The organism is Shewanella decolorationis S12, assembly GCF_000485795.1.
GTDB classification, from domain to species: domain Bacteria; phylum Pseudomonadota; class Gammaproteobacteria; order Enterobacterales; family Shewanellaceae; genus Shewanella; species Shewanella decolorationis.
The window spans coordinates 37,500-53,719 of the sequence record NZ_AXZL01000051.1; the positions used below are offsets into that span (position 1 = coordinate 37,500).

General features: G+C 50.7%; 15 protein-coding genes. All 15 read left to right on the plus strand.

The window, feature by feature from the left end; all coding sequences use genetic code 11:
- Positions 1 to 7 precede the first annotated feature (7 nt).
- The 15 genes from SHD_RS04845 (at position 8) to SHD_RS04915 (ending at position 16,124) form a co-directional block, all read left to right on the plus strand.
- Positions 8 to 1,816: a glycosyltransferase family 2 protein gene (locus tag SHD_RS04845; protein WP_039977575.1), complete on the plus strand. Its 1,809-nt coding sequence runs from the start codon at positions 8 to 10 to the stop codon at positions 1,814 to 1,816.
- Complete coding sequence (locus SHD_RS04850) at positions 1,813 to 3,378, plus strand: HAL/PAL/TAL family ammonia-lyase (protein WP_023266101.1); 1,566 nt, start codon at positions 1,813 to 1,815, stop codon at positions 3,376 to 3,378. The genes SHD_RS04845 and SHD_RS04850 overlap by 4 nt, the downstream gene beginning before the upstream one ends.
- Positions 3,375 to 3,809: an acyl-CoA thioesterase gene (locus SHD_RS04855; protein WP_039977573.1), complete on the plus strand. Its 435-nt coding sequence runs from the start codon at positions 3,375 to 3,377 to the stop codon at positions 3,807 to 3,809. The genes SHD_RS04850 and SHD_RS04855 overlap by 4 nt, the downstream gene beginning before the upstream one ends.
- Positions 3,806 to 4,603, plus strand: a complete 798-nt coding sequence (locus SHD_RS04860) for an outer membrane lipoprotein carrier protein LolA (RefSeq protein WP_023266103.1) — start codon at positions 3,806 to 3,808, stop codon at positions 4,601 to 4,603. The genes SHD_RS04855 and SHD_RS04860 overlap by 4 nt, the downstream gene beginning before the upstream one ends.
- Before the next feature lie 9 nt (positions 4,604 to 4,612).
- Complete coding sequence (locus SHD_RS04865) at positions 4,613 to 7,132, plus strand: MMPL family transporter (RefSeq protein ID WP_023266104.1); 2,520 nt, start codon at positions 4,613 to 4,615, stop codon at positions 7,130 to 7,132.
- The gene (locus tag SHD_RS04870; protein ID WP_023266105.1) at positions 7,133 to 8,440 is read left to right on the plus strand and encodes an NAD(P)/FAD-dependent oxidoreductase; all 1,308 of its coding nucleotides are present in this window, start codon (positions 7,133 to 7,135) and stop codon (positions 8,438 to 8,440) included.
- A 4-nt stretch (positions 8,441 to 8,444) separates the two neighbouring features.
- Positions 8,445 to 9,179: a DUF3261 domain-containing protein gene (locus tag SHD_RS04875; RefSeq protein WP_023266106.1), complete on the plus strand. Its 735-nt coding sequence runs from the start codon at positions 8,445 to 8,447 to the stop codon at positions 9,177 to 9,179.
- A 96-nt stretch (positions 9,180 to 9,275) separates the two neighbouring features.
- A complete protein-coding gene (locus SHD_RS04880; protein ID WP_023266107.1) occupies positions 9,276 to 10,499 on the plus strand; it encodes a beta-ketoacyl-[acyl-carrier-protein] synthase family protein in 1,224 nt (407 codons plus the stop codon).
- Between the two features lie 5 nt (positions 10,500 to 10,504).
- Positions 10,505 to 11,044 carry a hotdog family protein gene (locus tag SHD_RS04885; protein ID WP_084294839.1) on the plus strand — a complete coding sequence of 180 codons (540 nt, stop codon included), beginning with the start codon at positions 10,505 to 10,507 and terminating at the stop codon, positions 11,042 to 11,044.
- A gap of 125 nt (positions 11,045 to 11,169) precedes the next feature.
- A complete protein-coding gene (locus tag SHD_RS04890) occupies positions 11,170 to 11,895 on the plus strand; it encodes a 3-ketoacyl-ACP reductase FabG2 (protein ID WP_023266109.1) in 726 nt (241 codons plus the stop codon).
- On the plus strand, positions 11,896 to 13,149 hold the full coding sequence (locus tag SHD_RS04895) for a beta-ketoacyl-ACP synthase (protein WP_023266110.1): 1,254 nt from the start codon (positions 11,896 to 11,898) through the stop codon (positions 13,147 to 13,149).
- A 10-nt stretch (positions 13,150 to 13,159) separates the two neighbouring features.
- Entirely contained in the window at positions 13,160 to 13,903 is a 744-nt protein-coding gene (locus SHD_RS04900; RefSeq protein WP_023266111.1) for a hypothetical protein, read from the plus strand.
- 185 nt (positions 13,904 to 14,088) lie between these two features.
- Positions 14,089 to 14,331: a type II toxin-antitoxin system Phd/YefM family antitoxin gene (locus SHD_RS04905; RefSeq protein ID WP_023266112.1), complete on the plus strand. Its 243-nt coding sequence runs from the start codon at positions 14,089 to 14,091 to the stop codon at positions 14,329 to 14,331.
- 8 nt (positions 14,332 to 14,339) lie between these two features.
- Positions 14,340 to 14,639 (plus strand): type II toxin-antitoxin system RelE/ParE family toxin, encoded by a 300-nt coding sequence (locus tag SHD_RS04910; protein WP_023266113.1) that lies wholly within the window; start codon positions 14,340 to 14,342, stop codon positions 14,637 to 14,639.
- A gap of 837 nt (positions 14,640 to 15,476) precedes the next feature.
- A complete protein-coding gene (locus SHD_RS04915; protein ID WP_023266114.1) occupies positions 15,477 to 16,124 on the plus strand; it encodes a hypothetical protein in 648 nt (215 codons plus the stop codon).
- Positions 16,125 to 16,220: the final 96 nt, after the last annotated feature.

Here is a 16,220-nt window from a genome sequence, read left to right on the forward strand (position 1 = left end):
CGACACCATGCTAGTCCCGCCGAGTGATTTAATGGGCACGGCGCCAATCAAGCTGGCATTGGTGATCCCCAATTATAATCATAGCGCCGCGATCGCCCAGACCTTGGCCGAACTCGCCGCCCTCAATCTGCCCTGCTATTTGATTGACGATGGCAGCAATGATGAGACCCGCTATCTACTGCAATCCTTGGCGGAGCAACACGACTGGGTGACGCTACTGCAACACCCCTACAACCGTGGAAAGGGGGCGGCTGTGATGACGGGGCTTCGCCGCGCCTATCGCGATGGCTTTACCCATGCGCTACAGGTGGATGCCGACGGCCAGCATAATTTGAGTGATATCCCCGCCATGCTCGCCAAAGCGCAGGCTAAGCCGGATGCGCTGATCTCGGGCAAGCCCGAGTACGACGAGTCAGTCCCCAAGGGGCGACTCTACGGTCGTTACCTCACCCACTTTTGGGTATGGGTCGAAACCTTAAGCTTTGATATTCAAGATTCTATGTGCGGATTTAGGGTGTATCCATTAGCTGCCACCGAGCGTCTACTGAGCAAGCAAGCGCTGACAGAACGGATGGATTTTGATATCGAAATCCTAGTAAAACTCTACTGGCAAGGGGTGGAAATTCTGTTTCACCCCACCAAGGTCATTTATCCCGAAAATGGCGTCAGCCACTTTCAAGGTGTGGCCGACAATGTGCGTATCTCTAAGCTGCACACGCGGTTATTTTTCGGCATGTTAAAGCGTCTGCCACAACTACTGCGCCGTAAACAAGCGGCTAAATCGATGTCGTCCGCTCATACTGCGACCCATTGGTCGGGGATGAAGGAGCGCGGCAGTTATTGGGGCATCAAACTATTAGTTGAAAGCTACCGCTTTGGTGGCCATTGGCTATGCCGCGCCATTATGTATCCGGTGATTTGCTATTTCTTCTTGACCGGCAAAGTCAGCCGCGAAGCCTCATTGGATTTTCTGCGCCGCGTGCAGCGCCTTGAGCCACAACACCCGCAATTAAGCCACCCCGTTGGTTGGCGCGACAGCTTAAGCCACTTTATCGCCTTTGGTAATGCAGCGCTCGATAGAATCGATGCTTGGTGCGATCGCATTCAATTAAGCCAAGTGGATTTTCCCGACCGCCACGTGCTGGCCGAACAGCTAGAAAGCGGCAAAGGCGCTGTGCTGCTAGTCTCTCACTTGGGCAACCTCGAACTGTGCCGCGCGATTTCAATCCACCAGCGTAAGGTTAAAGTGAATGTCATGGTGTTAACCAGCCATGCCGAAAACTTTAATAATGTACTCAAGCAATTAAACCCCGATAGCACGCTGAATTTGATCCAAGTGACCGAGCTTAATCCCGCCACCTCTATGCTGCTACAGCAAAAGATTGAAGACGGTGAGCTAGTGGTAATTGCAGGCGATAGGACCTCATCCCACGCCCAAGGGCGCGTCGTGTACGCGCCATTTATGGGCCAAGAGGCCGCCTTCCCGCAGGGGCCATTTATTCTGGCCGGACTCTTGGATTGCCCGGTTTATATGATGTTTTGCCTGCGTGAGCAAGGGCGTTATCGAGTGCATTTAGAACACTTCGCCGAGACACTTAAAGGCCCACGAGCGGGCAGAATGGAAAGACTACAACAGGCCGTTTCTCGCTACAGCGAACGCCTCGAACACTACGCAAGGCGTGAGCCTTTGCAGTGGTTTAACTTTTTTGATTTTTGGCGGGACGATAGCAAGGTCAACCGCGCGACACCCGCCCCACAAACGACAGCAGCACTCCCGGAGCAGGAGCGCACTACAGACAGGACAGAGCATTTATGAGCCACGCAGTTACTCACACGACAACCGCTGAGTCGCCAATCGAATTTGGCCGTCAGTTACTCACATTAGAGCAAGTCGTTGCCGTGGCAAAGGGCGCCAAGGTCAAACTCTGTGATGATGCTGATTATCAGGAATATATCCAAAAAGGCGCCCGCTTTATCGATAGTTTGCTGCACGAAGAAGGCGTGGTCTATGGCGTCACCACAGGCTATGGCGACTCTTGCACAGTGAATGTGAGTCTCGATTTAGTCCACGAGCTGCCACTGCACTTATCCCGCTTCCATGGCTGTGGCCTCGGCGAAGTCTTGAGCATGATGCAGGCGCGCGCCGTAATGGCTTGCCGTTTAAACTCCCTCGCCATCGGTAAATCCGGCGTAACCTATGAGCTATTAAAGCGCATCGAAACCCTACTTAATCTAAATATAGTGCCAGTGATCCCCGAGGAAGGTTCGGTCGGTGCCAGCGGTGACTTAACGCCATTGTCTTACTTGGCCGCCGTGCTAGTTGGCGAGCGCGAAGTGATTTATAACGGCGAGCGCAGAGCCACCCAAGAGGTTTACCGCGAGCTGAACATCACGCCCCATGTGCTGCGCCCCAAGGAAGGTTTAGCCCTGATGAATGGCACGGCAGTGATGACGGCATTAGCCTGTTTAGCCTTTGATCGCGCACAATATTTAGCGCGTTTAGCCAGCCGTATTACCGCCATGGCGTCGTTAACCCTTAAAGGTAACTCGAACCATTTCGACGATATTTTGTTTGCCGCCAAACCCCATCCAGGGCAAAACCAAATCGCGACTTGGATCAGGGAAGATTTGAACCACCATGTTCACCCCCGCAATTCCGACAGATTGCAGGACAGGTATTCCATCCGCTGCGCACCGCACATTATTGGCGTGCTGCAGGATGCGCTGCCCTTTATGCGCCAATTTATCGAAACCGAAGTCAACAGCGCCAACGATAATCCCATAGTCGATGGTGAAGGCGAGCATATTCTCCACGGCGGCCATTTCTACGGTGGACACATTGCCTTTGCGATGGACTCCTTAAAAAACACTGTGGCCAATATCGCCGATCTTATCGACCGCCAAATGGCATTAGTGATGGACCCTAAGTTTAACAACGGTTTACCCGCTAATCTCTCGGGTTCAACTGGGCCACGCCGCGCCATAAACCATGGCTTTAAGGCGGTGCAGATTGGCGTATCGGCCTGGACGGCGGAAGCACTGAAACACACTATGCCTGCGAGCGTTTTCTCCCGCTCAACCGAATGTCATAACCAAGATAAAGTCAGCATGGGTACTATCGCCGCCCGTGACTGTATGCGCGTGTTGCAGCTGACTGAACAAGTTGCCGCCGCAGCACTGCTCGCCATGACCCAAGGTATTAGCCTGCGTGTTAAACAAAACGAGTTAGACGAAGCCTCGCTGACGCCATCGCTGGCGACCACGCTCGCCCAAGTGCGCGCCGATTTTGAGCCATTGGTCGAAGACAGACCGCTCGAAGCCGTACTGCGCCAAACCGTTGCGAAAATCCAAGCGGGTGAATGGGAAGTATGCCGATGAAAGCCTTGCTTAGCATAGAAATGGACATGCAGATCCCCTTCCACGATGTGGATTCGATGGGGATCACTTGGCATGGTAATTACCTGCGTTATTTCGAGATTGCCCGCTGCAAATTACTCGACGAGTTAGGCTACAACTATCGTCAAATGCAGGCCTCGAACTACGCTTGGCCGATTATTGATTTGCAGATCAAATACGTTAAGGCCAGCACCTTCGAGCAACACATTACCGTGCGCGCCGAGTTAGTCGAGTGGGAAAATCGCCTAAAAATCAATTATCAAATCCGTGATACGGCAACCGGTGAGCGCATTACTAAGGGCTATACCATTCAGGCGGCAGTGGATATGACGAGCCAAGAAATGTGCTTTGTGACGCCAGAGATATTTCGCAGCAAAATCGCCCCGCTGCTTGCAAAGGCGGATAGCGAATGATTGCCCTCTTTACAAATTGGCCACGAGCTAAGTTGTGGCTAGGGTTCTACCAAAGCCTACTATTAAGCTGCACACTGCTGTTTGGCTCGGTACAGGCGCAGAGCCTTGCCGATACCAACCTCACAGGTGCGAGCCAATATCAAACGCTATTTGCCCAAGGCGCAGATAACGCCGCATTACTCGCCCTCAGCCAAAAGCTCAATCTTGGCGAGACGGTTCGCGGCCACTTTGTGCAATCGCGCCAGCTTAAAGTGCTGAAAAAGCCCCTAGTGAGCCAAGGCCAGTTTGTGTTCGACAAGGCACAAGGACTGATCTGGCAACAACTTAGCCCCTTCGAGTCCTTGCTGATTTTAAAAGATAAGCAACTTATTCAGCGAGATAGCCAAGGGCGAGTACAAATCAGCCAAGCCGATGCTTCGGCAAGCGCGGCGGCCATGGGGGATTTATTACCGAGTCTAGTGAATGCCATGCTGGGCGGCGATATTTCGGGTTTAAGTGCAAACTTCGAACTGCACTTTTTCGTCCAAGAACCCTTAGCGCAAGGCAAGCCAAACTGGCAGTTGGGATTAACCCCAAAAGATCCGCTGATGAAGAAGGCCATCGCCCATATGGTGCTCGAAGGCAGCGATACGCTACACGCCTTAGTGCTACTTAGCGCCAATCCGAGTGTGAGTCCGCAGGATATCACCCGTATCGATTTTAGTGAGTTGCGCCAAGGTCCACTGAGTGAGGCTGAGTTAGCCAGATATGCCATCAGCCAGACAACGCCTAAAGACACTGGTCAAAGAGAGTAAGGCAGAAACATGGCGCCCAAGATTGCCACGCGTATTGGCCACAGCCTGATGCAAACCTCGACTAAATGGCGCTTCGCTATTTGGTTGTGTTTGATGCTGGCGGCGAGCCTGTGGACGCTGCAACTGTGGCAAAATGGCGCAAAGGTTCAAAGCGATATTCTCGCCATGTTGCCCCATCTGCAGCAGGATGCACTCACGGCGCGCGCCCTCGAACAAGTGGAATCGACACTCGCCGATCAAGTGTATCTCGCCCTGATTGCCGAGGATGAATCTCAGGCGATTGCGGCGGCAACACTCCTGATGGAGCAGCTTAAGACTCAAAATACCGCCTTTACCGATATTCGTAGTGCCGACATACAAATGGGTGAAGCCCTAGGTCAATTTTATTTCCCCCATAGATTTAAACTGCTCACGCCTGAACAAACCGAAGCCTTAAGCCATAATGGCCTCGAGCACTTAATTGCCTCAGCCACTCAGCAGCTCTACAACGCCTTTAGTTATGCCAATAGCCAACTCTTGACCCAAGATCCTTTGCTGTTGTACCCCGACAATTTGCTCGCCCTTGCGCCCAGTACAAAGCTGAGCGCCAGCCAAGGGATTTTACTTGCTCATCCACAAAGTGTTGATACCAAACAAGGTGTTGATAATAGTGAAGGCGTGGCCGCCATTGTGATGGCAAAGGGCACAGAAAGCGCCTTTAACCCGAATGCGCAATTACGCCAGCAAGCGGCACTCGCTCAGGCACTGAATGCCGTCAGCGCGCAATACCCCAGCATACAAGTGTTACAGGCGGGCGCGCTATTTCATGCCATAGAAGCCACCAACACTGCCAAGAGTGAAATCTCTGTCCTTGGCCTCGCCTCTTTGCTTGGCGTAGTGTTATTGGTTTGGCTCGCCTTTCGCTCCGTCATGCCGCTATTGCTTGCAATAGTGACAATATCCAGTGGTTTACTGCTGGCGGTGACCTTTACCCTAAGCGTGTTCGGGGAGCTGCATTTGCTCACTCTCGTCTTTGGCACTAGCCTGATTGGGATTGCCATTGACTACAGCTTCCATTTTTACTGCGAGCGGTTAAGCGATCATGAGCGTGGCGCGCAGGCGACCGTGGCCTATATCTTCCCCACAGTGTCACTCGCGTTTATCACCAGCGCCTTAGCCTATGTCGGTATCGGTTTAGCGCCGTTTCCCGGTATGCAGCAGGTGGCGATTTTCTGCGCCTCAGGCTTACTCGGCGCCTACCTGACGTTAGTGCTCGCCTATCCATTATTGGCGGGCAGCAAGTTACCTTCGGGAGAACGTCCGTTAACCCTTGCGCAAGCTTATCTTGCGAAACTCACCGGATTCTCAAATAAACTGGTCTCGCCATGGGGATTGAGTCTGTTTGCCTTAGTGCTCTCGGGAGTCTGCCTATTGGGGATCAGCAAGCTTAACGTCGACGATGATATTCGCCATTTACAGCAAAGCCCAGCAAGCGTGACTGAGCCTGAAGACAAGCTCAGAAAATTACTCAGTGGCGGCACGGATAACCAGTTTTTATTGGTGCGCGCGCCCAGCGAAGAAGCCTTACTGCAACGGCTCGAAGCCCTCAGTCCGCAGCTCGATGCCGCCATTAAACAGCAAGAGCTGGGCAACTATGTCAGCCTCAGCCGTTATCTGCCTAGCAAGCAAAAGCAGGATGCGGCGTATCAATTGCAGGGCAAGATTTACCAGTCGCAATTAACCACAGTGCTAAACAGCATTGGCCTAGATGACGGCCTAGCACCTGAGCTTTCTGCCGCCTATCTTGCCGCCAAGGATAGCTATATCACCCCGACGGATTTTTTCGAACTGGGCCTAGGCAAACAGTTAGCCCCACTCTGGCTTGCACCACAGGGATTTGCACCGCTTGGGCACTCAACAGAGTCAGCGACCAATCCTGATAATACCAACCAAGGGAACGACAACCATGGCGCCATAGTGTTGCTCGGTGGTATTGAAGATATTTCGGCCCTCAAGGCACGCTTTGCTAACGATGCGCAAGTACAACTTATCGATAAAGTCGCGGATATCTCCACCGTGATGGGGCATTATCGACTGCTTACCCTCAAGTTATTGGGGCTGGCGCTCGTTATCGCGCTCTTGCTATTTAGCCTAAGTTTTGGACTCAAAAAGGCCACTGTGGTTGTCGCCGTGCCGGCATTGGCCGCGGTACTCACCTTGGCCATTTTAGGCTTAGTCGGCTCCCCCTTAAGCTTGTTTCATGCGCTGGCGCTGATTTTAGTCTTCGGGATTGGGATAGATTACAGTTTGTTCTTTGCCTCTGCAGCGCAACATGGCAAGGCAGTGATGATGGCGGTGTTTATGTCCGCCTGCTCGACCCTATTGGCCTTTGGCTTACTCGCCTTTAGCCAAACCCAAGCTATTCATTATTTTGGATTAACCCTGTCCCTCGGCATAGGGTTTACCTTTGTACTTTCGCCATTGATTTTGACCACCAGTCAGGTTTTAACCACCAACAAGGTCTCGATACCTACAAGGAATGTTATTTAAATGTCCACATCTACCGCTGCAAGCTCCACACAGTCTCACTCCCTTTCCGTCGATGTGGCCATTATTGGCGCAGGCCCCTCGGGCTCGATTGTCGCTAGCCTATTACATAAGCAAGGCAAACGCGTATTAGTGCTAGAAAAACAACACTTTCCACGCTTTTCTATCGGCGAGAGCCTGCTGCCCTGCTGTATGCAATTTATTGAAGAAGCAGGCATGCTAGAGGCGCTGAATGCGGCGGGATTCCAATATAAAAATGGTGCAGCCTTCCGCCGCGATGGCGTATATACCACCTTCGACTTTACCGACAAATTTACCCCTGGACCGGGCACAACCTTCCAAGTGCAACGGGCAAACTTCGACAAATTGCTGGCCGATACCGCAGCAAGCTTTGGGGTGGAGATCCGTTACGGTGAAACCGTTGAAGCAATCGATTTAAGCGCCAACCCGCGCTTAAGCGTGCGTAACGAACAGGGCGAACTCTATCAGGTCGAGGCGCAATATGTGCTCGATGCCAGCGGTTTTGGCCGAGTATTGCCACGGCTACTCGACCTCGAAACGCCGTCTTCACTGCCGACCCGCAGCGCTATCTTCACCCATGTTGAAGATAACATCAGCGATCCCAACTTCGACCGGAACAAGATTTTAATTAGCGTACACCCACAGCATCAGGATATTTGGTACTGGTTAATTCCCTTCAGCAACGGCCGCTGCTCACTCGGCGTCGTGGCAGAGCCTCAGTTACTCGCGCGTCTCGAAGGCGATTTAGAGCAGCAGCTACTGACCATAGTCAAAGAAGAGCCCGGCCTGAAAGCATTGCTGGCCAATGCTAAGGTCGCCCAGCCCTGCGCGACACTCAAGGGCTACTCCGCCAACGTATCGCGCCTCGCCACCGACAAGTTTGCCTTGCTGGGCAACGCGGGCGAGTTCCTCGATCCGGTGTTTTCATCGGGCGTGACCATTGCCATGCAGTCGGCATCCATGGCGGCGAAATGCGTGCTTAAACAGCTTAATGGCGATAACGTCGATTGGCCCGCCGAGTACTCGGCGCCGTTAATGCAAGGGGTGAACACCTTCCGCACTTATGTGCAGGCTTGGTACGATGGTCGCTTCCAAGATGTGATTTTTTACGAAAATCCGAATCCTAAAATCAAACAGATGATCTGCTCGATTTTGGCTGGCTATGCTTGGGATGTGCAAAATCCCTTTGTTAAAGAATCCGAGCGACGTCTAAACATGGTGGTCGAGCTATGTCGGCAACAAGCCGAACTCAGCGCCGAACCTGCCGTTAGCGAATTAGCCGAGGTGTAATTCAATGCACTTAAGCCTTAACGCCAAAGGTCGCCCCAAAGCGATAGCAACCTTTTCCCTGCTCCTTATCAGCCTAGGTTTGATGGGATGCAGCGAACTGCTCTATCGGCAAACCTGTGTTGGCTTGGCGAAAGATATGCGTTATTGCTTAGCGCCACTGCCCCATGATTTTGGCCCTGCAACAGATAAACCGCTCATCAAGCCGCAGGCGAATAACTCTAAAATTCAAGGTAATAGTCAGCAAGGTGACAGCAAGGCTGGGGTATCCTCACCCCAGTCCTTTAGTCAAAAGGTGAGCATTAAGGTGGGCGATAACACCCACGAACTACTCACCCAGCTCGAACTCGAAGGAGAACGGATGACGCTGGTCGGGCTCGCGCCCCTAGGTCAGGCATTGTTTACCTTGGTTTACGATGGGAATACACTCAGCAGTGAACAGAGTCTCTTGCTAGGGGACGAGTTTAAGGCCGAATATCTGATGGCGATGATGCAACTCATCTATTGGCCGGAGCAGAGTATTAAAAGCCATTTAGAGGGCGGCGAGTTAGTGACGGGGCTGTGTGACACTCTACCCTGTCGCCAGTTTTATAGCCAAGATACGCTGATCAGTCGCAGCGATAGCCAAACTCAAGTGATACAAATTCGTTATCAACAACAGACCGACGATGCCCCTTGGCAGGCACACATTAATTTGACCATGCCACAGGCAAAGTTTGAGTTAGAGATACAACCCATTTAATCGTCTTTTGACAATGCCATAGGCACCCGTTAACAGCCAATCGATATGAGCCTTTAGCCTTGCTCACATCAAAGGCCATAGGTATAGCAAGCAGCAATGAACAACAGAGTCGCCATTACACAAATTGGATTGTGTACCCCGTTAGGGCAAACGCCCGAGCAGGTGTTAGCCCGCTTGATTGCAGGCGATACCAGTGCCATGCAAACCAGTGATACTCTGCTATTTGGGGAGTCGACACTGGTCGCGCCCGTCACTGAGTCGTTACCGACCATTCCTGCCGCGCTGGCGCAATTCGATTGTCGCAATAATCAGTTACTCCTAGCTGCCGCACTGCAAATTCGCGATGCCGTAGAGCAAGCCAAAGGTGAGTTTGGCGCCAACCGCATCGGCGTGGTCTTAGGCACCAGCACCTCGGGGATTTCGAAGGGCGAAGCTGCCTTGGCCTATCGCAATCAACACGGCCACTTCCCCGCCGATTACCATTACTTCCAACAGGAACTCGGCAGCACCAGCGATTTTTTACGCCATTTATTTGAGCTCCAAGGTCCCTGCTACACCATTTCGACCGCCTGCTCCTCCAGCGCCAAGGTATTTGCCAGCGCCAAACGCCTACTCGAGGCCAAACTGTGCGATATGGTTATCGTCGGCGGTATCGACAGCCTGTGCCAACTGACAGTCAACGGATTTCATGCCTTAGAATCGGTTTCCAAGGGACATTGCAATCCCTTCAGCGCCAATCGCGATGGCATCAATATCGGTGAAGGTGCCGCGCTATTTACTCTCACCTTAGCGGAAAACCAAGTGCTCGGAGAAGCGCAAGCGAATGTATTACTAGCAGGCATTGGCGAGTCGAGCGATGCACACCATATGTCGGCGCCGCACCCCGAAGGTGCGGGAGCAATTGCCGCCATGCAGGCCGCGCTTGATGATGCACAGATTTCGGCGCAACAGATTGATTATATAAACCTACATGGCACAGCAACGCCTAAAAATGATGCGATGGAAAGCCGCGCCGTAGCCTCGGTATTTGGCGATACACCGCCACCCGCAAGCTCAACCAAACCGCTAGTCGGCCATACCTTAGGTGCCGCGGGCGCGATTGAAGCCGCATTTTGTTATTTACTGCTCTCACCCCATAATCACCATCTTGCCCTGCCTCCCCACAGGTTTGATGGGCAGAAAGATCCACAGGATCCCAGCATAGTCTTAGTCGCGCCCAAGCAATGTGCCGGGCATGGAAGGCTTAACTATGTGATGAGCAACTCCTTCGCCTTTGGCGGCAGCAATGCCAGCCTGATTTTTTGCCGTAAAGGGGCTTAAGTTTTATGTCCAGTTCTACTGACACTGCAATGGCAGCCGCCGAGCCGATGTGGCTGCAACAATTAGCCGAGCAGAATATTGCCGATTTTATTCCGCACCGCGCGCCGATGATCTTGATTGATAAGATTATTCGCCATCAGCAGGATGCCCTCGAAACCGAAGTGCTGATCACTCCGCAGAGTGCTTATTTTGACGAGCAACGTCAGGCCGTCCCCAATTATGTGGGCATCGAATATATGGCGCAGAGCATCGCCGCTTTAGCGGGCGTTGAGGCTAAACTGCGTCACGATAAAATCCGCGTGGGATTTTTATTGGGATCGCGTAAATTAGCCTTGCACACAGCGCAGTACGAACTCAATCGCCGCTACCGCACTCAGGTTAAACGCCTCTATCAAGAAGAGTCGGGACTGGCAGTATTCGATTGCCAGATTTATCTATTGCCCGAGGCGGGAGCGGAGCAAACACCACAACTCGTAGCCGAGGCCAATGTGAACGTGTTCCAACCCCAGGACACCCAAGCGTATATCGCCTCCAGTCAGGCTTAATGCCAGAATTAGCGCTCACAAGCGCCAAGCTTTAAACCGACGCAACATCAGTCGCACTACAAAAGGATTTAGCCCTTTGATGCATAAACAACTCATCATCAAGCATCACGGGTGGAGAAATAAAGATGAATAACAGAGTATTAGTCACAGGTTCGAGCCGCGGTATTGGCAAAGCCATCGCCCTTAAACTGGCTGCGGCGGGCTACGATATCGCGCTGCATTATCACAGCAATCAGGTCGCAGCCGATGCCAGCGCCGCAGAACTTAGCGCCCTTGGGGTGAACGTCAGCCTATTGAAGTTTGATGTTGCCGACCGCGCCGCCGTAAAAGCCGCTATTGAGGCCGATATAGAGGCCAATGGCGCCTACTATGGCGTGATACTCAATGCGGGCATCAACCGTGACAATGCTTTTCCGGCGATGAGTGAAGCCGAATGGGATAGCGTAATCCACACTAACCTCGATGGTTTTTACAATGTCATTCACCCCTGCGTTATGCCTATGGTACAAGCGCGCAAGGGCGGACGAATTATCACCTTGGCTTCCGTTTCAGGTATCGCGGGTAACCGTGGTCAGGTCAATTACAGCGCCTCTAAGGCCGGATTGATTGGCGCCACTAAAGCGCTGTCCTTAGAGCTGGCCAAACGTAAGATTACCGTAAACTGTATCGCCCCAGGCTTAATCGAAACCGATATGGTGGCGGATATTCCTAAGGATATGGTCGAGCAGTTAGTGCCTATGCGACGCATGGGTAAACCCAATGAAATCGCCGCCTTAGCCGCTTTTTTAATGTCGGACGATGCTGCCTATATCACGCGCCAAGTGATTTCGGTGAATGGAGGCATGATCTAAATGACGCAGCGCAATCCCCTAGGCAGACGAGTCGTCGTTACTGGTATCGGTGGCATCAGTGCCCTAGGCCATGACTGGCCGAGTATCGCAAGCAGCCTTAAGGCACAAAAAAACTGTGTCGTGACGATGGCGGAATGGGATAAATACGACGGACTAAACACTCGCCTCGCCGCTCCCGTGACCGACTTTGAAGTGCCGAGCCACTATTCCCGCAAAAAGATCCGCTCCATGGGGCGCGTTTCGATTATGGCGACTCGCGCCAGCGAGCTTGCACTGATGGATGCTGAACTCTTAGACGACCCTGTCGTCACCTCGGGGGAAATGGGCATTGCCTATGGTTCTTCCACTGGCAGTACCGATCCGCTAATTGCCTTTGGCGATATGCTCAAACATGGCGATATGTCGGGCGTCACCGCTACCAGTTATATCCGCATGATGGCACACACCACTGCGGTAAACGTGGGGGTTTTCTTTGGTCTTAAGGGACGCATTCACACCACCAGCAGCGCCTGTACTTCGGGCAGCCAAGGCATTGGTTACGCCTATGAGGCCATCAAATACGGTCAACAGACCTTAATGCTCGCGGGTGGCGGAGAAGAACTCTGTCCGACCGAGGCGGTGGTATTCGACACCCTGTTTGCCACCAGCACCAAAAATGCCACGCCAGAGCTAACACCTCGCCCCTTCGATGCCAATCGCGACGGTTTAGTGATTGGCGAAGGCGCTTGTACGCTAGTGCTCGAAGAGTTAGAGCATGCCTTAGCGCGCGGCGCGAAAATTTACGCCGAGATCGTCGGTTTTGGCACTAATTCAGATGGTCAGCATGTCACTCAGCCCAATAGCGATACCATGGAAATCGCCATTCGTTTAGCCCTTAAGGATGCTGCGCTTACGCCCGATGCCATTGGTTATGTGAATGCCCACGGCACTGCGACCGATCGTGGTGATGTTGCCGAAACCCATGCAACCCATGCAGTATTTGGTGCGGATATGCCGATTTCATCCCTGAAAAGCTACACAGGCCATACCTTAGGCGCCTGCGGCGCGTTAGAGGCATGGGTCAGTATCGAAATGATGAATGCGGGCTGGTTTGCCCCTACGCTTAATCTCGACAATATCGACCCAGAATGTGCCACGCTCGATTACATTCGCGGCGAGCTACGTGCACTCGACACCGACTATGTGATGAGCAATAACTTTGCCTTTGGTGGTATCAACACCTCACTGATTTTTAAACGCTGGAAAACGACATAAGGACATATCAATGAAACCATTAGTAGCAAGCATTTTACTCGGTATCAGTTTACTGGCCTCGCCGGTGTGGGCGCAGGATTATACGGTTGAAACCTATCAAGAAATTTTTAAAGGCGACAATCAATTTAAGCAAAAACAAGCCATCGAAGCCCTGATGATTGCCGGATTATCCGATCCCGCCATTTACGATGTGTTAGAGGCTAAGCTGATCGAATCGCTGCCCTTCGCTACCGAGAAAAATGCTATCGACTATAGCGCTTGGTTAGTCAAAGGCTTAGGTTACTCGGGCAATGACAAATACAGCGCGACCATCAGCAACATAGTCAATGGCAGCTACCACAAGAAACTAAAAAAATACGCATCACAAGCCCTTGAAAATCTTGCGCAATACAAGAAGTGGAACGCTATCTTAGCGGATAAGAGCCAATATGTGGCCGAGCAAAGCCCTAAGAACAATGCCTTTGCCAACGCCTTGAAAAGCGATGATTTAGAGCTAATGCGCCTCGCCGCGAAACGCATGATGGATGATCAAAACTACGATGACTTTTTGCTAGAGCGCCTTAGCGTTGAGCTGAAAAATCCACGCCTTATGCGCAACGACAAGTTAGCCATCGACACCTACGCCAATATGGCCAAGGCCCTCGCCGCATCGGGTAATACCCAATATCGTGAAGTGATTGAAAACATTGCCAACAACAACCCAAACAAAAAGCTGAAAAGCTACGCTCAAAGCTATTTGAAGAAGTACTACTAATCTCTTTTGAGTTAGTAAAAGCCTTAATAACAAGCCGAGAATCATCTCGGCTTGTTGATTTCATTGTGTAAGCAAACCATCATCAAGCCAATCCATCTTTAGCACAAATCGCACGATTTAATCATTTTGACCATTTCGCTCAATAAACTATACTGCCACTGTCTTTCCAAAACGGGACTTAACTCATGCAAACATTAACCGCCAATGACGCCAAACGAAATTTCGGTGAGTTGCTGCTAAACGCTCAACGTGAACCCATCAAGATCAGCAAAAACAGTAAAGATGCGGTTGTGGTCATGTCTATCCACGATTACGAACAGCTTGAGGCGATGAAAGCCGACTATCTGAAGCACTGTTTCAACGCTGCTAAAGAAGACTTAGCGCAAGGTAATGTTGTTGATGGCGAAGATTTTCTTAACGCCCTGTAGCTACTCACATGAATAATAAACGCTATAAACTGAGTAGGTTAGCTCAGGCTCACCTACTAAAGATTAAAGACTACACCCTTCAACACTTTTCTGAGTCGCAGTGGCACAAATATAAAGAAAACCTTATATCCGGTTTGCAAATCTTAGCCAATAACCCCGGATTAGGCAGAAGCTGCAACGATATTTACCCCAACGGTTTCTACTTTCCTATCGGTAAACACACAGCCTACTTCACCAAAGAAGACGACTTTATCCTTATCGTTGCCCTGTTAGGTCAACCACAGCTACCCCAAAATCATCTGAAATAGCCCCACCTCTTTCATAGATCTGAAGTATTTGCACTAGGCGTGAGGCCAACTACTGTACTGGCTCGACGATATGCCGCGGAGTGAGGCTAATCATGATGCTAGCCCAATAACACACCACGGAGTGAGGCAAACCATGATGCTGGCCAGATAACACACCAAGGAGTGAGACAAACCATGATGCTGGCCAGATAACACACCAAGGAGTGAGGCAAACCATGGTATTGACTCAACGACACACAGCAAGTCCATCCCTGGATGCTCGACCGCCCCGTCCATGGGGCGGACGGTCGTCTCGTCAATCACCATGGTTTGCCTTTCGAGCCTCTGCGTAATCTGTTGGTTTATACGGCCTAAACCAAAATAACACCATGAAATTTAAGTAGTTATATCTGAGTACCAAAAGAATTAACTGTCGGCGGCCAATTAAATTACATTAGAATTTCTTATCATTTTTACCGCTTTAGATTTTCTCAGTTGTTTAAAAATGCAATTTACGTCCCGCTTATGACTGTATAAGTACAGGTATAATAGAAAAGTGACAACCCTCGGGGAAAACGAGCCAAAGGAGTATCGTTTTTTAATTTCAAAAAAACATTAAGCAACTAAAAATATTAGTCTTTTCATGTTTTCTGATTTACATACCGCGCCAAAATACTTCTTGGTATATAAAGTCTCGCTTTTTCTGCATGAAAAAAGATTGGAAACTCACCGTAATGGATGCTAAGTTACTGGCACATTTGAATTATTTACTCTTATTTCTCAAACTTCGAGTCCATTATGGTTTGGGTTTCATTAGAAGTGCGGGTAATACACTGTTAGGTATCACACGGAAATATCATGCGCCGAATTTTTGCAGCTGTAATTTTGCTATGCATCATTTACTTCATCGGCGGCTGGATTGCCGTTGCGTTTGATTTACTGAAGAAAGAAGACTACTTCGCCTACGCAGGAATTGTTGGCGGCCTTGCTTCGGTAGCTGGTTTATTCGCCCTAACAAGACCAGCAATATCAAAATCAGATGTTCAAGCAATCGAACTAGACGCACTGAGGTCAATGACTGAAACAGCCTCACAACTACAAGCACTTGAAGCCGCCCGCTCAAAAACAAAAGAAGAGATAGGCGATCTTGAGATCAAGAAGCAAGAAATGGAGCTTCTAGTTAAAAAAGCCAGCTTGGCTCTTTTCCTAAAAGAGCAATATTCTTACCATGAAAGACAAATTCTTGAGGAGGTTGAGTGCAACCCTCGACTAAGTGAGCACCTTGGAAAGGCGCAGGAAGTCTCACAGAAGCTCGCAGCACTCAACGAAGAAATTGAAAAGAACCCGAACGTTACCCAGCTCAAAGAAATTATTACATCGGCAAGTCGTAAGCCAATAACTGTCGACGACCTTATTGACGAAATACCATTCCCCTTCAACACAATGTCACGCAGCCTCCTACTATTAAGTCGCGCAGTTAACAATCTTTTCCTTACACTGAAGTGAAACCTAACAAATAAGGATAGGCCGCGCGTAGCCGCGACCTTATCCCAAGTGTTGAACAAGCCCGATGCTGGTTGTTGACACTTTATTATGCAAATA

Bases quoted from the DNA above. Each gene is read 5' to 3' on its own strand.
- SHD_RS04900 (WP_023266111.1), top strand. From the start codon at position 13,160: ATGAAACCATTAGTAGCAAGCATTTTACTCGGTATCAGTTTACTGGCC.
- SHD_RS04880 (WP_023266107.1), top strand. From the start codon at position 9,276: ATGAACAACAGAGTCGCCATTACACAAATTGGATTGTGTACCCCGTTA.
- SHD_RS04910 (WP_023266113.1), top strand. From the start codon at position 14,340: ATGAATAATAAACGCTATAAACTGAGTAGGTTAGCTCAGGCTCACCTA.
- SHD_RS04885 (WP_084294839.1), top strand. From the start codon at position 10,505: ATGTCCAGTTCTACTGACACTGCAATGGCAGCCGCCGAGCCGATGTGG.
- SHD_RS04875 (WP_023266106.1), top strand. From the start codon at position 8,445: ATGCACTTAAGCCTTAACGCCAAAGGTCGCCCCAAAGCGATAGCAACC.
- SHD_RS04905 (WP_023266112.1), top strand. From the start codon at position 14,089: ATGCAAACATTAACCGCCAATGACGCCAAACGAAATTTCGGTGAGTTG.
- SHD_RS04895 (WP_023266110.1), top strand. From the start codon at position 11,896: ATGACGCAGCGCAATCCCCTAGGCAGACGAGTCGTCGTTACTGGTATC.
- SHD_RS04845 (WP_039977575.1), top strand. From the start codon at position 8: ATGCTAGTCCCGCCGAGTGATTTAATGGGCACGGCGCCAATCAAGCTG.
- SHD_RS04870 (WP_023266105.1), top strand. From the start codon at position 7,133: ATGTCCACATCTACCGCTGCAAGCTCCACACAGTCTCACTCCCTTTCC.
- SHD_RS04855 (WP_039977573.1), top strand. From the start codon at position 3,375: ATGAAAGCCTTGCTTAGCATAGAAATGGACATGCAGATCCCCTTCCAC.
- SHD_RS04915 (WP_023266114.1), top strand. From the start codon at position 15,477: ATGCGCCGAATTTTTGCAGCTGTAATTTTGCTATGCATCATTTACTTC.
- SHD_RS04860 (WP_023266103.1), top strand. From the start codon at position 3,806: ATGATTGCCCTCTTTACAAATTGGCCACGAGCTAAGTTGTGGCTAGGG.
- SHD_RS04865 (WP_023266104.1), top strand. From the start codon at position 4,613: ATGGCGCCCAAGATTGCCACGCGTATTGGCCACAGCCTGATGCAAACC.
- SHD_RS04850 (WP_023266101.1), top strand. From the start codon at position 1,813: ATGAGCCACGCAGTTACTCACACGACAACCGCTGAGTCGCCAATCGAA.
- SHD_RS04890 (WP_023266109.1), top strand. From the start codon at position 11,170: ATGAATAACAGAGTATTAGTCACAGGTTCGAGCCGCGGTATTGGCAAA.